General features: G+C 70.3%; 17 protein-coding genes. 2 read left to right on the top strand and 15 right to left on the bottom strand.

The annotated features are described in order from the left end of the window. On the bottom strand, positions 1-4127 hold a 4127-nt coding region (locus RH94_RS14315; protein ID WP_234425761.1), incomplete at its 3' end, for a LamG-like jellyroll fold domain-containing protein. 473 nt (positions 4128-4600) lie between these two features. Beyond that, complete coding sequence (locus tag RH94_RS14310; RefSeq protein WP_073947982.1) at positions 4601-5365, bottom strand: IS5/IS1182 family transposase; 765 nt, start codon at positions 5363-5365, stop codon at positions 4601-4603. A 202-nt stretch (positions 5366-5567) separates the two neighbouring features. On the opposite strand from RH94_RS14310, the gene RH94_RS14305 reads away from it, so the two are divergent. Both RH94_RS14305 and RH94_RS46135 read left to right on the top strand, forming a co-directional pair. Next, positions 5568-6503, top strand: a complete 936-nt coding sequence (locus tag RH94_RS14305) for an ISAs1 family transposase (protein ID WP_234425760.1) — start codon at positions 5568-5570, stop codon at positions 6501-6503. Between the two features lie 87 nt (positions 6504-6590). Further along, positions 6591-6719, top strand: coding sequence for a hypothetical protein (locus RH94_RS46135; protein ID WP_267893364.1), 129 nt, complete (start codon positions 6591-6593; stop codon positions 6717-6719). Between the two features lie 844 nt (positions 6720-7563). Here the strand turns inward: RH94_RS46135 and RH94_RS14295 are convergent. The 13 genes from RH94_RS14295 to RH94_RS14235 all read right to left on the bottom strand — a co-directional run bounded on the left by RH94_RS14295 (position 7564) and on the right by RH94_RS14235 (position 17097). Next, positions 7564-8430, bottom strand: a complete 867-nt coding sequence (locus RH94_RS14295) for a DUF317 domain-containing protein (protein ID WP_073947981.1) — start codon at positions 8428-8430, stop codon at positions 7564-7566. Positions 8431-8458: 28 nt separating this feature from the next. Beyond that, positions 8459-9094, bottom strand: a complete 636-nt coding sequence (locus RH94_RS14290; RefSeq protein WP_073947980.1) for an HAD family hydrolase — start codon at positions 9092-9094, stop codon at positions 8459-8461. After that, entirely contained in the window at positions 9091-10248 is a 1158-nt protein-coding gene (locus RH94_RS14285; protein WP_073947979.1) for an MFS transporter, read from the bottom strand. The genes RH94_RS14290 and RH94_RS14285 overlap by 4 nt, the downstream gene beginning before the upstream one ends. Continuing rightward, positions 10245-11489, bottom strand: a complete 1245-nt coding sequence (locus tag RH94_RS14280; RefSeq protein WP_073947978.1) for an ATP-grasp domain-containing protein — start codon at positions 11487-11489, stop codon at positions 10245-10247. The genes RH94_RS14285 and RH94_RS14280 overlap by 4 nt, the downstream gene beginning before the upstream one ends. Before the next feature lie 90 nt (positions 11490-11579). Next, positions 11580-11861 carry a hypothetical protein gene (locus RH94_RS14275; protein WP_073947977.1) on the bottom strand — a complete coding sequence of 94 codons (282 nt, stop codon included), beginning with the start codon at positions 11859-11861 and terminating at the stop codon, positions 11580-11582. 32 nt (positions 11862-11893) lie between these two features. Next, positions 11894-13024 (bottom strand): MFS transporter, encoded by a 1131-nt coding sequence (locus RH94_RS14270; protein ID WP_079189023.1) that lies wholly within the window; start codon positions 13022-13024, stop codon positions 11894-11896. A gap of 83 nt (positions 13025-13107) precedes the next feature. After that, a complete protein-coding gene (locus tag RH94_RS14265; RefSeq protein WP_073947975.1) occupies positions 13108-13593 on the bottom strand; it encodes a hypothetical protein in 486 nt (161 codons plus the stop codon). After that, positions 13590-14450 carry a winged helix-turn-helix transcriptional regulator gene (locus tag RH94_RS14260; RefSeq protein WP_073947974.1) on the bottom strand — a complete coding sequence of 287 codons (861 nt, stop codon included), beginning with the start codon at positions 14448-14450 and terminating at the stop codon, positions 13590-13592. The genes RH94_RS14265 and RH94_RS14260 overlap by 4 nt, the downstream gene beginning before the upstream one ends. Positions 14451-14491: 41 nt before the next feature. Next, on the bottom strand, positions 14492-14905 hold the full coding sequence (locus RH94_RS14255) for a hypothetical protein (protein ID WP_073947973.1): 414 nt from the start codon (positions 14903-14905) through the stop codon (positions 14492-14494). A gap of 7 nt (positions 14906-14912) precedes the next feature. Then, the gene (locus RH94_RS14250) at positions 14913-15362 is read right to left on the bottom strand and encodes a hypothetical protein (RefSeq protein ID WP_073947972.1); all 450 of its coding nucleotides are present in this window, start codon (positions 15360-15362) and stop codon (positions 14913-14915) included. Next, the gene (locus tag RH94_RS14245) at positions 15359-15820 is read right to left on the bottom strand and encodes a hypothetical protein (RefSeq protein WP_073947971.1); all 462 of its coding nucleotides are present in this window, start codon (positions 15818-15820) and stop codon (positions 15359-15361) included. Before RH94_RS14245 ends, RH94_RS14250 begins: the two co-directional genes overlap by 4 nt. A gap of 58 nt (positions 15821-15878) precedes the next feature. Continuing rightward, the gene (locus RH94_RS14240) at positions 15879-16226 is read right to left on the bottom strand and encodes an SH3 domain-containing protein (protein ID WP_199880948.1); all 348 of its coding nucleotides are present in this window, start codon (positions 16224-16226) and stop codon (positions 15879-15881) included. Positions 16227-16377: 151 nt separating this feature from the next. Then, entirely contained in the window at positions 16378-17097 is a 720-nt protein-coding gene (locus RH94_RS14235; protein ID WP_073947970.1) for a hypothetical protein, read from the bottom strand. Between the last annotated feature and the right edge of the window lie 20 nt (positions 17098-17117).

Genomic DNA, 17117 nt, shown 5'->3' with positions numbered 1-17117 from the left:
ACGTCGTCGACCAGGCCGGGGAAGTACTCGCCCCAGGTCCCGTCGGTCTTGGCGCGGCCGACCTGGAAGGACTTGGCCGCCTTGAAGGCGAGTGTGTTCTCGGCCCAGGAGACCTGGTCCCCGCAGTCCTCGCCGCTGCCGTCGCAGGAGATCTCCTGCAGCGTTCCGTTGACGTACAGGCGGGCCTGCTTGGCGAAGCCGTCGTAGACCACGGCCAGGTGGTTCCAGTCCCGCGCGTCGTAGAACTCGCTGTTCTTCACGCGTACGACCGTCACGTCCGTACTGTCCTTGTCCGGCACGGCCAGTTCCCAGTGGCCCAGGCCCTCCGGGTTCACGGTGTCCGGTACGAAACGGACGGTGAGGGCGCTCTGGGTGGAGCCCTCGGCACTGACCAGCGCGACACCACTGGTCGGCAGTGCGACGGCCTGGGCCCAGGCGGTGACGGTGTAGCTGCCGCTGGTGTCGACCGGTACGGACGTCGTGGCCGCGTAGCCGCCGACGCCGTCCAGCTCCAGGCCGCCGAAGTCGATGAAGGAGAAGTCCGACTTCTTCGCGCCGCCGTTCAGCGTGAGCGCGCTGCCTCCGGGCACGGCGTTCGGGGTGGTCACCGGGCTGGTCCCGGTGGTCTCCTCGAACGTCCACCGAGCCTTGACCAGCGGGCGCTGCTGGAACATCTGACGGGCCTCGTCGTCGGCCACCGGCCGGTCGAAGAGGCGTACGTCGTCGATCTCTCCGGTGAAGTAGTCGACGTACTTGCCCGTCCAGATGGTACGGCCGACCTGCACCGGCCCCTGGGCCTCCCAGATCTTGGGCGCAGCGGCACTGCCCTGCAACTGCCCGTTGACGTACAGGCGGATCTGCTGGGCGTCGGCGTCGTGGACCGCCATCAGGTGGGTCCACTCACCGGGCCGCGCCGGCTGGTTGGCCCGCACCCGCTGGTTGGTGAGGTTGCCTGCCTCGACGTCCTCGAGCGAGGTGCGCAGGCTCCACGTGTTCGGCTCCCACTCGTAGGAGAGGTAGAACGGGCTGTAGTAGGTGCCGCTCTGGCTGAGCACCGTGCGATTGCGGTTGGTGGCTTCCGCGGGAAGCTTCGCCCAGGCGGAAACGGTGTACGAGCGGGCCGTGTTGAGTACGGGCAGGGCCGTGGCCGCGTAGCCGCTGGTCCCGTCCACCTTCAGGGCGTTGCCCGCGACTCCGCTCACGCCCAGCGTCGCGCCGCCGTGCAGGGTCAGCGGCTGCCGGGCGGCCGTGCCGACCACTTTCTGGGCGGTCGCCTCCTCGTCCAGCGGGAAGACGGCCCGGGCCGGGCGCCCGGTCGTGAGCTCCTGGTCCTGGTACAACCGTCCGGCCTCGGTCGCGCTGACCGCCCGGTCGAAGATTCGCAGGTCGTCGATCGTGCCCGGGAAGAAGGACTTGTGGACACCGCTGTAGATACCGGCGCCCAGCTGGAGCCCGCGGCGGGCCTCCCAGGCGGTGGTGTATGCGGTGGCACCGGCCTGCGTGCCGTTCACGTACAGCCGCAGTTGTTTGGCCTTGCTGTCGTAGACGCCCACCAGATGGGTCCACTCGCCCGCCTTGGCGTCCCCGGGCGTGGCGGCCATGGCCCGGGCGATGGAAGCACCGGCCGTGTCGGAGGTGTACTGGTTGAACACCCACCGGTCGTAGGACTGGGAGTAGTACAGCTCGAAGCCCGGAGAGTGGTTGCCCGGCTGGGCGGCGATGATCGCCGCTGCCGTCGGCATCCGGTCGAGCCGCGCCCATGCGGAGACGGAGAAGCTGGTCGAGGTGTCCACGGCGGGAATGTCGGAGACCGCGTAGCCGTCGACGCCGTTGAAGGACACCGCCGTGCCCTTGACTCCGGGCACGCCCGGTGTGGCGCCGCCGCGCAGCTCGAGCGTGCGTTCCGGCGCCGACCCCTCGGCCTGGCTCGCCCCGGCGTCCTCGTCCATCTGCCACATCGCCCGCTCGGGCTGCCCGGCCTTCACCCGGAACTGATAGGTGCGGACCTCACCGGCGTTGCCGGCCTGGTCGAACGCCTGCGCGGTGATGAGGTTCAGCCCGGGCTTGGCCGGCAGCATCCGGATGCTCTTCGCGGCGCCGCCGGATGTCGTGAGTACGTTCTTCGAGGTGGGGTCGCTGTTGATGCCGTACCAGTACTTGGTCACATCGCTGTCGGCGCCCTTGATGGAAAAGGTGCCGTACTTGCCCACCCCGTCGTACCACGGGTCGTCCGGGTCCTCCGGGTTCGAGGCCGGGTACTCGCCCGAGGTGATCGACGGCGCCTTGGGCACCGAGGTGTCGTAGAAGAAGTAGCAGGCGGCCGGGTCACCCGCGGACGACCACGGCGAGTACTGGGCCCCGTCGTAGCTGCGCGCCTCCCAGTTGATCTGCTTGTTCTGCGGCACGTTGGTCGGCAGGCTGATCGAGAAGATGTTCGACCCGGACTTCTTGTACGAGGTCAGCGCCGGCTTCCACCGCGGGGTCAGGCCCTTGCCGTCCCCGGTGTCCCATGACGCCTGGAACTGCACCGCGACGTTGTCGCCGTCCGGGTCGGTGATGTTGTTGGCGGAGATCTTGCCCAGGGTGCGCACCCGTGCCGCGTCGGCCGGCTTCTTGCAGGTGCCGCCGTACTCCATCGTCAGCTGCGACATCTTGATCTGGGGCGGCGGACGGTTGTACTGCACCCGCAGATACGCCTTGTCCGAGAACCGCTTCCAGCCGACCCGGTCCGTCTCACTGGCCGCCTGCAGCCCGAACGTCATCGTCGCGCTCTTGCTGTCGGCAGCCGCCTGCACCGCCGCCTTCACGTCGAACTCCGCGTCCTTGGCCGCGCAGCCGCTGTAGCCGTAGGCGAACGGCTTCGACGCCAGCTGCTTGATCCAGAAGCCCGCGGCATTCTGGCTGTTCCACGTCGTCGAGGCGGAGATGTCCTTGGTCTGCCACAGCTCCACGCTCCGCGCGTCGCAGGACGCCGACCAGGTGTTGCGGACCACGAACTCCGCCGACAGGATCGACTTCCCCGCGAACGTCGAGGTCGGGATCCGGTAGAACAGCCGCTTGGTGTCGTGCGGCTGGCAGTAGTCCCAGCCGCAGTAGCCCATGCCGGCGTCCGAGGCATCGTTGAACTTCCACTGCGGGGACGACGCCCAGTACTTCGACGCCATCGTCCACGCCGCCGCCTTCGGCGTGTACCACTGCGGATCGATGTAGACGGGGTAGACGGTCCCGGCGCCCTTGAGTACGTCGGTGTCCGGGGTCAGCACCAGCTCGTCCTGCCCGGCCGTCACCTCCACACCCACCGGCGCGAGCTTGCCCGACTCCCCCGCACCCGGCTCTCTTTTCTCATCGGCCTGCTTCGTGTCCGGCGCGGCCTGCGCACCGGACGCGGCCGCACGTGCCCCTGCCGGGGCGGCTGCCTGCCCGCCGGTGCTGGAGTCCCACATCAGCGGCTTCGGCGCCTCGAACACCGCACCCGCGGCACCCTTGTCGACGGCCTCCAGCCCGCCCTCACCGGTCTCGCGCACCTCCAGGCCCGACGCCGACAGCTTCAGCCGCAGCTCGGCCAGCTCCCCACTCGCCGCGGCCTTCGCCGTCTTCACCACCAGCAACTGGGTGAAGCCGTCCTCCTGCGCGGTCATCCGCAGGTCCACATCCGGCAGCACCGACGGATACGTCGCCACCGCCCCCTCCAGCCGGGGCTCGGGCAGCGGGGTCGGCCACGCCAGGCTCAGCTCCCGCCCGGCCCGCCGCATCCGCACCAGCGGCACCGCCGTGCCGCCCCCGGAGAACTCCACGTCCACCGTCGCGGCCCTGGGCGCCACCGTGCCCGCACCGGTCGCCACCAGGCCGGTGTCCACCCGCTTCCAGCCGCCCTGGCCACGGGCCCAGACCGGCCGCAGGTACTCCCGCGCCTCCAGATGCCCCTCCGGCGTGGCGAACACCTCGCGGCTCTCCCCGCGCCGGGCGGAGACCTCCACCGGCTTCCCCCTACGCCGGGCCTCGGCCAGCGCCTCCGCCTCCGACACCCCGCCGGCGGCCGCGGGGGCTTCCGCACTCCGCGGCGCGGCCGGCACGGCGGCCGCGGCCTCACCCCCCAGGGCCGGAACCGCCCCCACGGCCAACGTCACGCTCAGTAGCGCCCCGACGGCCCTGCCCCCGCCCCGCAACCGGGTCCACACCCTCACTACACCCCACCCACAACGCTCTCACAGTTATCTCCCGCAACTAAGACCCGCAGGCAAACGAGAGGTCAACGACCAGAAAAGGGACATCAGTTGGACAAGACCAGGAAGCGGATGTGATGATCAACACGTTTACCAAGGATGACCAAGGTCAGGTAAAACTTTGCCCCGGTTGGTTTCCCCGCCGGAGGTCTCTGAGCGACCGGACAGGCCACGAGCGACTGCCTGAGTCGACACGGTGCGTAATCAACGGNGCCGCTCCGCGGCAGTGCCAGAGGTTTCGGAATGGACCCCCGGCTCGCGGGCAGCGGACGCCAGCGGCCTTCCTGCAACTCCGTGGTCAGTTCGCCAAGAAGCCGGTCGATGCCATACTCCTCAACCTGCACAAGAGTGGTGGCGTCAATGAGCCCTTTCCATCCTCACTCTGAGCTGGTCAGATGAAGGGTGAGGACGGCCTGGACGAGGCTGGTGATCCGGGTGGTCGAGCACCGCAGTTTGCGGAGGAGCCGCCAGGACTTGAGGGTGGCGACGGCCTGCTCGGCGAGGGCCCGGATCTTCGCGTGGGACCGGTTCACCGCCTGCTGGCCTGCGGAGAGGGTCTCCCACCGGCCCCAGTACGGGATGCTGACCGTGTCGCCGGCGCCCCGGTAGCCCTTGTCTGCCCAGCACTGAATGCCGGCCTCGGCGAGGGCGTCGACGATGCCGTGTTCGCGGGCCGCGCGGACGTCGTGGACGGCGCCGGGCAGGGCCGGTGAGGCCCACAGCAGTCGGCCGAAGGGATCTGCGATGACCTGCACGTTCACCCCGTGCTTCTTGTGTTTGCCGGAGTAGAACGGCCGGTCTGCGGCAATGCGGTCGATCGGCAGGAGCGTGCCGTCCAGGAGCACGAACACCTTCACCGACGCGGTCCGCACCGCGTCGGCCAGGCTGGGGGCGAGAGCGGCCAGGAGCTCGACAGCCTCGGTGACATAGCGGTAGGCCGTCGTGGTGCCCACGCCGAACCCGGCCGCGAGCTGGGCATACGTGTGCCCCACCCGCAGATGGGCGAGTGTGAGCAAAGCCTGGCGGCCGGCGCTGAGACGCCGCCAACGGGAGCCGATCGCACGGCGGTGCCGCCGCAACTGCTGCGTGAGGAAGCGGAGGGCAGAGCTGGACACGTCGACGCCCGACGGGTAGACAAGCACGTGAAGCCTCTGGTGGAGACGGTTCTCTTGGTCGAAAACCCATCTACCAGGGGCTTCACCCAGGGTGATTTCAAAGTCCGGGTGATCTTGTAGGTGTGCAGGTCACGACGGTGTGACGATGTTCGGTGGGGGCACGACGTACGCAACGAAGCTCCGTTGTGCAGGTGACCTTCCCAAGTCGCCTTCGCCCAACGGAGCTTCGATGTGCCGCCAGTCTGCCACTGTCTGTCTGGTCAAGTCGCCCACCCGTCAGCATCGTGTGATCGGCCCGCTGGCCGATCGGCTGCGGACGCTGGCCGATCCGCGGTGCCGGCGCGGCAGGCGTCACCCGTTCGTGGCCGTCATGCTGGTGGCCTGCTCGGCAGTGCTCGCCGGAGCGAAGTCCTTCGCGGCCATCGGGCAGTGGGCCGGTCAGGCGCCGCAGGACACCCTCGCCCGGCTCGGGGCCCGCACCACCACGGCGTTCGCCGTGCGGATCGCGCCCAGCGGCGCGACGATCCGCCGGGTCGTCCAGCACACCTGCCCCGGCGGGCTGGCCGACCTGCTCGGCGCCGACCCGGCCGGGGCTGACACGCTGGCCGTGGACGGCAAGAGTGCCCGCGGCTCGCGCCACGACACCACTGCGGCCGCTCATCTGCTGGCCGCCATGACCGGCGACGGCCAGACCGTCACCCAGCTGCGGGTACCGGACAAGACCAACGAAATCACCTGCTTCGCCGCCCTGCTGGAGCCCTACGACCTGACCGGCGTGACGGTAACCGCCGATGCTCTGCACACCCAGCGCGCCCATGCCCACTTCCTCGTCGAGCAGAAGCAGGCTCACTACGCCTTCACCGTCAAGAAGAACCAACCGACCCTGTATGCGCAGTTCAACACCCTGCCCTGGCACAAAGCGACGGCGAAGTTCTACGACCGTTCCCACGGTCACGGGCGACTGGAGACCCGGGTAGTGCAGGCCTTGACCATCACCGGCCTCGGCATCGACTTCCCGCACGCCGCGCAGGTCGCGAAGATCGTCCGCCACCGGACCTGCGTGAAGACCGGCAAACGCACCCGCGAGACGGTCTATGTGCTGACCGACCTCACCAGCCGCGAGGCGTCCCCTGAACGCCTCGCGATGATCGTGCGTGCGCAGTGAACCATCGAGAACCGGCTCCACTTCGTCCGTGACACCACCTTCGCCGAGGACGCATCCAAGATCCGCACCGGCCACGGACCGGAGAACATGGCCACCCTGCGCAGCTTCGCGATCAACCGGCTCCGCGCAGCGGGGCACGCGAACATCGCGGCCGGCCTCCGCGAAATGTCCTACGAGCCCTTCCGCCGCCCGCTGGACCTCCTCGCCCTCACCTGATCAGCAACGATCCAAGATCACGAGACTTTGCAACAGCCCTGGGGCTTCACCACGTTGTCAGCCCAGCTGCCGTACTCCAGAGGCAGGTTGGAAAAGGCTGACTGCCCTCTTCGGGTTCAGGGGTCTCGGTGGGAGCGGCGGAGGCGAAGGTCGTCGGCTCGGACGCCTGGGCCGTCGCGGCTGGGGCCCAGGCGAGGGTGCCGGTCGCTGTGGCGGCAACGGCGACGGCAGCGGGCAGGGCGGATGTGCAAGAAGGAACTCCTGAAGGAAGAAGAGAATGAGGAGGGTGCAGTGTGAGGGCCGCGGAGGATCAGCGGGAGCGGCTCCCGTTGCGGGTGGCAGGCGGGGCCGGGGCCTTCCGGGCAGTGCGGCCCGGGGCACGGGGCGGTGCGGACGCCTTCCAGGCGCCGGGGAACCATACGGACGCGTACTGCTCGATGGCGTCGCGCAGTCCGTTGGTGTGGGCGCCTTGCCATGGCACCCAGTCGGGACACGGTCGCGGAACTCGTAGATGGTGCCGTACCCCGACTCCAGCGGGCTGCAGCCCCGGGCCGCGTCGCGGTGATCGAAGGTCTTGTGGTCCTCGAACCGCAGTGACACAGCGTCGAGTTCGCCTCTGTCCTGGTGGATGGTGGCCAGGCGCAGGCCGTCGTACTCGCCGGCACGGATGGTCCGGGCGAAGTCGATCCGGAGCCGGAGCGAGCCGCCGGGGACGGGGGTCGCGAAGTAGGCGTTGCCGACGACAGCAGCATCGACGAATGGGAGCTTCAGGTGCTCCATGAAGAACTCGCGGGCATGCAGGGCCAAGCGGATGCCTCCGGGCGGACGGTCGTGCGGTGGGTGGTCAACGGCGGGGGCTGGGCAGTGCCGGTCGGCTGGTGGTGCTCCAGCGCGGGATGCTGGCGGTGGGGAGCGCGGCCGGGCGGCGGGCGGCGGCGCGGTGGACGTCGAGCGGCGTCGGGGCCGGTGGGCGCGGTGGAAGGATCGGTGTGAGGCGGGTCATGCCTTCGACGTAGCTGTAGGTGTCCTCTCGCCATCGGGGCAGCGGTGCGGGGTCGGAGATGCACTTGGTGATGGCTTTGAGCAGGGCGACGGGGGTGTCGGTGCTGGCGGTGGCGTACCAGAGGGGGCGGCTGTTGGAGGTGCCGGCCCACAGCTGCCAGCGGGCGTCGCGGGTGGTCAGCTCGGTTTCCGGGTCGAGGTGTCCGGTGGTGTATTCCAGTCCGGCGAGCCCGTCGGGTGACTGGACCGTGAAGGCGCCCCAGCGGGGACGGTCGATCTGCCAGCCGCGGTTGATGAGCGGAGCGACCGCCAGGAAGGGGTCACGGTCCTTGTTCCCGGAGACCGGCCTGGCGAGGTAGCTGTCCGGCCCTTGTTCGTACGCCTCGGCGAGCGCGGTGGTGAAGGCGGTCACGAACTCGGTGGGACAGGAGTCGTTGAAGCAGACGCCCCAGACCGGTGGGCCGAATGCGTCCTTGTAGGCGTTGATGCGCCAGAGGCCGTCGTCGTCGCCCTCGGGGAGGTAGCCGAGGCGGACCTTGCGGTCCGGCGCGTTCAGGTAGGCGTTGCCGAGGTCGTCGTTGTGGAGTTCCCAGCCGAGGTCGCGGAGCGGGTCGAGGCCGGGGTCGCCGATCGCGGTGGCGCGGGCGAGGTAGCGCGGGGAGACGTAGACGTCCCCGTCGATGGTGCGGAAGTCGTCGTCGGGCGGCACGCGGCTCCTGAAGGGTTGGGGCGGAGGGTCAGCCAGTGCGGTGCACAAGGGCTGCTGCGAGGTCGGCGGGTCGGCCGGTGTAGTGCAACGTGCGCAGTCCGAGGTCTTGGGCGGCGCGGCAGTTGTCGGCTCGGTCGTCGATGAACAGCACGCGGCGGGGGTCGCTGGCGCCGGTGGCTTCCAGAGCGTGCTGGTAGGCAACCGGGTCCGGCTTGCACGCCTCCAGCCGGGCCGAGTACAGGGCTCGGGTCATCAGCTCCCGGCACCAGTCGGTGGTGTCGAGGACGTCGCTGAGCGGGTGGGGCGCGTTGGACAGCAAGACCATCGGCAGCCCGCTGCGGTGAGCGTGCCTCAGGACAGCGAGGACGTCGTCGTCCGTCGTGGTCCACATCGCGGTGTCGGCAGCGCGCAGTTCGCGCAGCATGCGCGGGCCGGGGTGCTGGCCCAGGACCCGGGCCCAGAACGCCAGGTCGCTCAGTTGGCCGGCGTCGTATGCCTCGCGTGCGCTCCAGAAGGCGCTCTGGAAGGTGGCGATGTCGTTGTCGGGCCAGGCGGCGAGGCGGGCCAGGTGCTGCCACTGCTCGGCTTCGGGTTGCAGGCCGATGACGCCGTTGTAGTCGAGGATCACAGCATCGAGGTCGGGGGTCTCAGGGGTGATGGTCAAGGGGTGGGTTTCTCCAGGGCTCGGTGGGAGAGGGCGGCGACGGCGGCTGCAAGCAGGGCGGGCAGCAGCAGTGCGGTGGACAGGGACGTCACGCTGGCGAGGGCGCCGATGAGGGCGGGGCCGGCCAGAAGGCCGAGGTAGCCGGTGACGGCGACGGTGGCCACGGCCTTGGGGCCGCCGATTCCGGCAGCGGTGATGAGGGAGGGGACGGTGATGGACAGGCCGAGTCCGAAGACCGCCCAGCCGGCCAGGGCCAGTGGGGTGCTGGAGCTGGCGACACCGGTGATCAGACCGGTCGCGGCGGCGACTGCGCCGGTCCGTACGACGGTGGGGGCGCCGAAGGCTGCGGTGAGCCGGTCGCCGGTCAGCCGTCCGGTGGCCATGGCCGCGCTGTAGAGGGCGAAGGCGGCTGCGCTCGCGGCCGTCGAGGCACCCAGGCTGTGCAGGTGGACTGCGGCCCAGTCGGCGGCAGCTCCCTCTCCCAGCAGGCTCGAGGCAGCCAGCACGCCCAGCAGCCACAGCTTCCCGGACGAGAGTGCCGACCGGGCATCGCCTTGCCCGGGGTTGGCGGGTGCCGACGGGTGATCAATGCCGCTCAGGAGGCGGGTTGCCGGTACGGCGGCGAGCGTGGCTGCGATGAGGAACAGGCCCACTGCGAGGAAGAGGGTGCTGTGCGCGGTGTGGGCGGTGACGGCGGCCAGGGCAGCGCCGCCGAGGGCGCCGATGGAGTAGGCAGCATGGAGACCCGACATGATGGGTCGGCCGTAGGCGTTCTGGCAGCGCACGGCCGCGGAGTTGGCGGCGACATCCAGCACGCCGTGGGCGACGCCGAAGACGAGGGCCGCCGTGAGCAGCGACGGCAGGCTGTCGCACTGGCCCAGGAGCGCGAGGCATCCGGCCAGGCTGATGGCTCCGATGGTGAGCAGGGCCGGAAGTCGCGCAGGCCGGGCGAGACAGCCTCCGATCTGCAGTCCTGCGACCATGCCGAGCGCGGCGGCCAGCAGCACCAGGGCCAGGTGCGCGGTGCTCAGGTGGGCGGCCTGCTGGACGGCCGGCATTCGGGCGCCCCAGACTGCCATGACCATCCCGAGGCCGAGGAAGTAGCCGGTCAGCAGGCAACGGCTGCGCCGGTCAGACGCACGTATCTCGCTCATGCTGCGGTGTTGGCGTCGGCGGCTTGGCTCACCTCGACGGTGAGCGAACCGGCAGCCTGTTCGGCACGTGCACGCGCCAGGTCGGCTGTGGATCCGGTGGTGATCAGGAACCCGATCCGGGCGGTGAACAGGTTGCCGCCGTCCCGCGGCAGGACCAGCTGGTCACCGACGCGGTGCTGGAAGTGCATTCTTTCCAGCCACGGCGGCCGAGGGCCCTTGAAGTGAAGCCTGGTGAGGGTGCCGGAGGTCTCGGGGTAGATCAGTCGGATGGCGGCGGCCGAGGACCGGGTGGGGGTGAGGTCGGGTGCGCGGTCGCAGGCGATGTCGGCTGCGGCGCGCGGCAGGTCGATGCCGGTGGCGAGGCGGACCAGATGGCAGATCATGTCTCCGGCGAGGCGGCCGTTGACCTCGACGAGACGCGGTCGGCCGTTGACCAGGCGCATCTCGACGTGGCTGACGCCGTCGGTGATCCCGAGCGCGCTGATCGCTGCTCGCGCGGCCGGGGCGACGACCTCGAGAAGCGGGTCGGTGGCGTCGACGCAGTGCGCGAGCTGCTCGAAGTGCGGGGGTGCGCTGATGGTCTTGCGGTTGACCGCGACCACCGTGGTGGCGCCCCGGTGGGTGACGCACTCGACGGAGATCTCCGGCCCGTCGAGGTATTCCTCGACCAGCACGCTGGTGTCCTCTGCACCCAGCCCGTCCGTCCGGTCGGCTGCGTGATACGCGGCAGTGAGCTGGGCGGGGGTGTCGACTCGGATCACGCCGATGGCGCCGGCATGCGCGGCGGGCTTCAGGACGACCGGATACCCGATCCGTTCGGCAGCGGCTTCCGCTTCCTGGCAGTTGCGGACGCTCACCGACGCGGCCGAGGGCACGCCGTGGCGGGCGAACAGGGTCCGGGCGGTGGCCTTGTTGCGGCATGCCTGCATCACTTCGGGCGCGGTGGTGGGCAGGCCGAGCTGGCGTGCGAGGCGGGCGACCGGGAGGACGTACCACTCGGTCCAGGTGAACGCCCCGGCCAGGTCGTAGCGGTCGGCCAGGATCCGGCCGGCAGCGGAAAGTGCTGCCTGGTCCGCGGGATCGGGCACGACCACGCAGTCCCGGATGAAGGGCACCTCCCACGAGGGCTCTTCGGTGGTGATCAGGACGACGTCGTAGGCGGCGGCCACGGACTGAAGGCAGTAGCCGCGGTACGCCTCGTCGGGCGCGGCTACGACCAGGACGACAGGTCGGTCGGACAAGAAGATGCTCCTTGGGGAAGTGCGTGGCAGAAGGGGTCTGCGGGATAGGAGTCACGGGCTGCGCCGGCGGCGGATTTCGATCACCGGAGCTCACTCCGGGTGTGCGGCGAGCAGCCGTCTCGCGTACAAGGCCGTGTAGTTGTTGTTGAGGCCCTTCACGCCGTGCGGGTGGCGCCAGCGCAGGGCTTCGAACAGCGCTTTCATCCCGACCTGTTTTGCGCCGGCGGTGAGACGCTGGATGACGAGCTGTTCCAGGGCCCGGTACACCCAGGGATGGCTGGCGTCAAAGGCGTGGAACTGCTCGGTGATCGTCTTCCCGCCCCTGGACGGGAGGTCGAGGCCGGGCAGCCTGTCCTGCGTGATGGTGGACATGAGCGTCGAGGGCTCCTCTCGTGCCGAGACGGTCAGGCAGGCGCGGCGGGCAGGCTGCGCAGGCGAACGAAGGCGACCGCGAGGCCGACGGCCTGCAGGACGGCGGCAGCGGTGATGGCGTGCCCGAGCTGGGCGGGAGGCACGGCGGCGACGAGCAGGCCGGCGGCGGGGTACGGCAGCAGGAGCAGCAAGATCGTCACGGCAAGGGTGCTGCCGAAGACGTCGGGCGGGATCAGGTGGGATCGCACAGTGCGCAGGACGACGGTGAGGCCCCCTTCGCCGGCCATCAGGATGGCGATCAGTACGAGGTAACCGCGGTAGGTGTCGGCATGGGCAACGGCGAGCGTCGCTCCGGCCGCGACGGCGGCGGCCGCGACGCCCACCGGCCACAGGCCCCATCGGTCAATCGCCAAGCGGGACGCGCTGATGGCGAGCAGGGAGGCGACGGCTGCGGCGGACCAGATGAGTCCGGCGTCCGCGCTGGAGTGGTTCAGCTCGGTGACGACGACCACCGGGACGGCGGCCTGCAGGAGGGCGATGGCTCCGTTGGAGATGACCAGGCCGCCCACCAGCCAGGCGAGGACAGGCAGCGAGCGCAGCGTCGCCCACCCCGTCCAAAGACCCCGCTTCGCCGCGGCCGCGCTGGTCGGCTCCGGGCGTTCACGGGGACGGAGAGCGGCGGCGAGAACGGAGAAGCTCGCCAGGGTGCCGAGCATTACGGCCGGTCCGCCGTGCTCCAGCAGCAGGCCGGAGACGGCGGGCCCGGCGAGGGTGGCGGTCTGGTCGATCGCGATCAGGGTGGACTGCACACGGTGTGCCCGGGCGCCGGTCTTCCGGCTCGCCTCGCCGCCGGCGGTCTCGGCCGCCACGTAACTGAACTCGGTGAGGACGCCGGTGGACGCGGCGAGTAGCATCACCGTGACCGTCGCGGCCAGTGTCCGGACTTCGAAGTTCGTCAGAGCACCGGCTGCGGCGAGCACGATCAGGGCCCGCGCCAGGCACGCGGCACGGAAGATACGGGCCGTGCCGAATCGGTCGACGAGGGTGCCGGCCACGGTGAAGGCTGCGATGCGGGGAAGCCACTCCAGTGCGAAGGCCAGTCCGGTCAGGGTCGCGGACCCAGTGGTGGCCAGGACCAGCAGCGGGACGCCGTAGGTGGTCATGGAGAAGGCGGCGGCATCTGCTCCACGCGGCAGGTAGATCCTGCGCAGGAGGCCCTCGGCGGGAGGCGCCGTCGCTCCCGGCGTCACGCGGCAGCGCCGTAGGCGTCGGGGGTCGGCTGGGGCTGGTGCGTGTGGACCCATTCGGCCAGCAGCCGGTGAACATGGCCGAGCCCGGTGGCAGCGTCACCGTCCTGGAGGCGGGGGTCTGTCACGGTCGATTCGCACAGCAGGGCGAGGGTGTGGCGGATTCGCCCGGCGAAGTTGCAGATACGTGCCGGGTAGTTGTGCCGTCGGGCCCATCGAGCGATCGCGTCGTAGAGGTCGGCGAGGTCCTGTCCGGCGGCGCTGAGGCCGAGGCCGCGGTGTGAGCGGTCGAGGAGCCCGAGTGCGTCTGCCTGCTCGGTGGCCTGCCGGATCTGGTGCGGGGTGAGATCGGGGAGGGTGCGTGCGAGCGCGCGGGGCGGGATGACTCCGTGGTCGTCGATCTCGCTGACCAGGCGAATCAGGCCGGCAAAGGCCAGGGTCGTGCAGGCGTGCTGGAGCTGCTCAAAGGCGAGGACGGGAATCATCGGCGGACTCCTCCGGCCGGCAGGGCGGGCATCGGGCGGTTCGGCGTCGCGTGGGAGAACAGGTCGGCGCTCTGCCAGATCGGGCGGCGTGCAGGCTGGGTCTGCACCGCGGGCGCCAGCGGAACGGAAGGGACCGGAAGCCGGGACTGGTGGCTGGCCCAGGCCCGGGGGGCGGCAAGGACGCTGGGCTTCGCTCGGCCCCATAGCGGGTGCCGGTCGGCGTGGTCGAGTGATCGTCCGGCGGACCACATGGACAGAGCTCCGAAAACGGGACCTAGTGCGTCGCCGGCCGGTGAGAGGCGGTAGGGCTGGCCCTTGCCCGAGGTCGCCACCAGGCCGTCGTCCATGAGCTGGCGCAGCGGCGGATAGATGTTGGTCCAGTAGCCGTCGGGGATCACGATGCGGGCCAGGGCCCGAGCGCTCGCCTCCTGCCGGGACTTGAGCACCCACAGGATCGCGGGGGCCTGGCGGCGGGTGAGGAGGGTGAGGCTGTCCTCGACCTGCTCGATCGCGGAAAGCGGCTGCTCCGGCTTTTCCAGGTGCTCCTCGGCCCAGGCGGCCATCACGGGGAGCACCGGCAGGAGCTGTCGGCCGCGGGTGGTGAGGCCGTAGGTGACGTGGCGCGCGGAGTGTTCGGTGCGCTCGGCCAGGCCGGCGTCGCACAGCGAGCGGATCTTGGGGTGCAGCTGGCCGCTCTGAAGGTACGGCAGCTTGATCGCGATCTCCGTGTAGCGCTGCGGCGGCTGGTTCAGGGCCAGCAGGATCCGCACGTTCCAGCGCGGTGTGATCATCTGGAGGGCTTCGGTGACCCGGGCGACATCGGCGTCGTCGGCGGGTGGCAGACCGGTGGTGGCCAAGGGGGTGAACTCCTGGGTGCGGAAGGCCGGGTGCTGTCGGGTCAGCGGCTCGGGGCGGGGCTTGCGGCCGGTACGGGCGGAGCGGGAACGGGTGCTGCCGCCGAGGTGGTGGGTGGCTCCGGTGTCGGAGTGCGGCCGAGGCTGCGCAGGACCGCGTCGGCGGTTGCGGCTTGTGTGTCTCGGACGGCGACGGCCTCGGCGAGGCGGCGGGCGCAGTCGAGAATGTGGGAGACCTCGTGGGCGCCGATCTGCCGCTCGGGGTGGGTCAGGTGCTGCAGCCGCTCTCGGTGCACGGTGATGCTCTGCTCGGCGAGAGCCAGGGTGTGGTGGCTGCCGAGGAGCGCGGCCAGCATGCCTGGGGTTTGGTCCTGGGCGTGTGCTTCGAGGCTGGGCAGTTCGGCGCCGTACAGGTCCTCGATCCGCACGGCGATCTCAGCGGCGGTGGGATGGGTCAATCGGCGCTCATCGTCTTCGGCTGCGGGCCGCCCCGGCACGCGCGGGTGCCGGGGCGGCGGAGGCCGGGGGCAGGGTGGTGGTGACCGTCTGCTGGGCGAATCGGGCGGGGCGGGCCTGCTGGTGGAGCGGGGGCATGGTGCGCAGCAGGTCGTCCAACGCGGCGCGGTAGCCGTCGCGGGCTGCCAGCGCTGCCTCCAGCCACTGCGTGTCCATCCGCAGGTCGTCCGCGGACAGTTCGTCCATGTCGCGCTCGGGCGCCATCGCCTCGTGCACGCGGTCGCGGATCCGGGTGACCTGCTCCTCGGCCAGGGCGAGGAAGCTGCGCAGTTCCAGGGCCCGGGTGATGGCCGCGGAGGCGTCCGGGCCGGCGGCCTGCTCGTACAGGTCGGTGACCGGGACGCCGAAGACCTCGTGAAGCCGGGCGTCCTGGGTGCAGGGCTTGTCGCGGACGCTCATCGCAGGACTCCCCGGCCGGTGGTCGGCGCCGTCGCAGGCCGGGCCGGTGCACTGGTAGGCACGGCCGGGCTCTGTCGTTGGCCGCGGTTGAGGCGGGCCAGCCGGTCGGCGTCGGGACCCCGTTTGCCTGGTGCGTCGGGGTCGAGCAGCCACCGCACGACCATGGCCCGCCCGTCGCGGGCGGAGACGGCCGCGTTGACGCGGTGGGCGAGGTCCATCGTGGGGTCGTCGACCTCGCTGGGCTGCGTTTCCAAGGCCCGCAGCAGGTCGTCCTCCGCGCGCTCCAAAGCGGTCTGGGACTCGGTGAGCAGACCGTGCCAGCGCACGACGTCGGCGGCCTGGAGATTAGCGTCCGGGGCGGCTGCGGCGGCGATCTTCAGCGCGCCGATGCTCATGCCGAAGCGTTGCTCGATCTGCTCGGTGAGCACGCCCACGACATCGTCTGCATCGTCGGACACAGGGCTTTCCTTCCTGGGAGGCACACGGGATACAGGCAGGCGGAGTTCGAACGCTGGGTCAGTCCAGGCACATGCGGACATCGCGATAGACGTAAGTGCCGGAAACCCAGCCCTTCACTCCGGTAGTCGTGTCCGTGATGTAGTGCCAGTTCCCGCTGGTCTTGTGGACGGTGAAGCGGTGGCCGCGGTAGAGAATGCCGAGCCGGGTGGACTTGGCCGATGCCTTGGAGCGGATGACGACGGCCTGCATGCCGATGACCCAGGGGCCGGGCCGGTCGCACGCCCGGGTGGCCGACAGCGTGCTCGGCGCGGATGCCGGAGCTGCCGTGGCCGCCGTCGCGGACACGATCGGCAGGGCTAGCGCGCCGAGCACGGCGGCGGACAGCGCTATTCGGGATGAGCGCATGCGGAAGTAACCTCCATACAGGAAAAGGGGAATGCAGAGAGAAGCGGACCGGGCGTTCGCCCCGTCGGCCGCTACTAGAGTCCACGGATTCGCCGGTTTGGCTAACCGGCGATCGTCGTCTATGTTTCCGGCTGCTTCGTGGAATTGGTGCTCAGCGGCTGCGGCCCGCAGGGCGTTGTGCGGGAGCCGGAAGGGAATTGGCCGGCCTCTGGGTGGACCGGGCAGCGGGCTGGACCGGCGGCAAAGGAGGCGCTTCCCCACTGAGGGCGTCCTCGCACCACTGCAGGGCTTCGGCGTAGGTGGCAAAGCCGCCCTCGCGCAGGGTGTGGGTCCACGCGCCGGTGTCCACGGCCTCGTGGAGCACGCGAAACGGGGAAGGGCTGCCCACGTCGAGGGAGCGCAGGACCACGACAGTAACGGCGTTGTCGGGGTTGTCGTCGGTGTAGCTATGCAGGAGAGCGAAGTGGTCGCCGTCGCTCATGAGCCGGTGTTCCAGCGCACGGGTCGTCTCGTCCGCCGGGGCTGTTCCCATACCGGGTGCCAGGCTGATCTCCTTGGGCGGGCAGCCGCGGTGGATGAGCCAGGACTGTGCCATCGCCGGCAGAGGCAGTGTCGCGTGAGCAAAGCGGAACGTCTTCGCCTCAAGGTCGCGCTGCAGGTGCAGGGCGACGAGCTGCGGCTCCCCGGGGGTGCCCCAGGTGACGGCACCGTTATGGAGGACGTGGTAGCTCGCGCCATCAGGGGCGTGATGCTCGGCCAACAGGGTGAGTTCGCTCTGCTCGATCTGGATCGCGCGCCAGAACGCTTCCTGGGTCTGCTCGTCGGCGGCTTCGAAGCCATCCAGACGAAGGGCGAGTTCAGGTGGAGGCATAGGACCTTTCGATGGGTGGA

This window comes from Streptomyces kebangsaanensis, assembly GCF_001906585.1.
Classification (GTDB): Bacteria; Actinomycetota; Actinomycetes; order Streptomycetales; family Streptomycetaceae; genus Streptomyces; species Streptomyces kebangsaanensis.
This window is presented reverse-complemented; position numbering and strand designations above follow the sequence as displayed.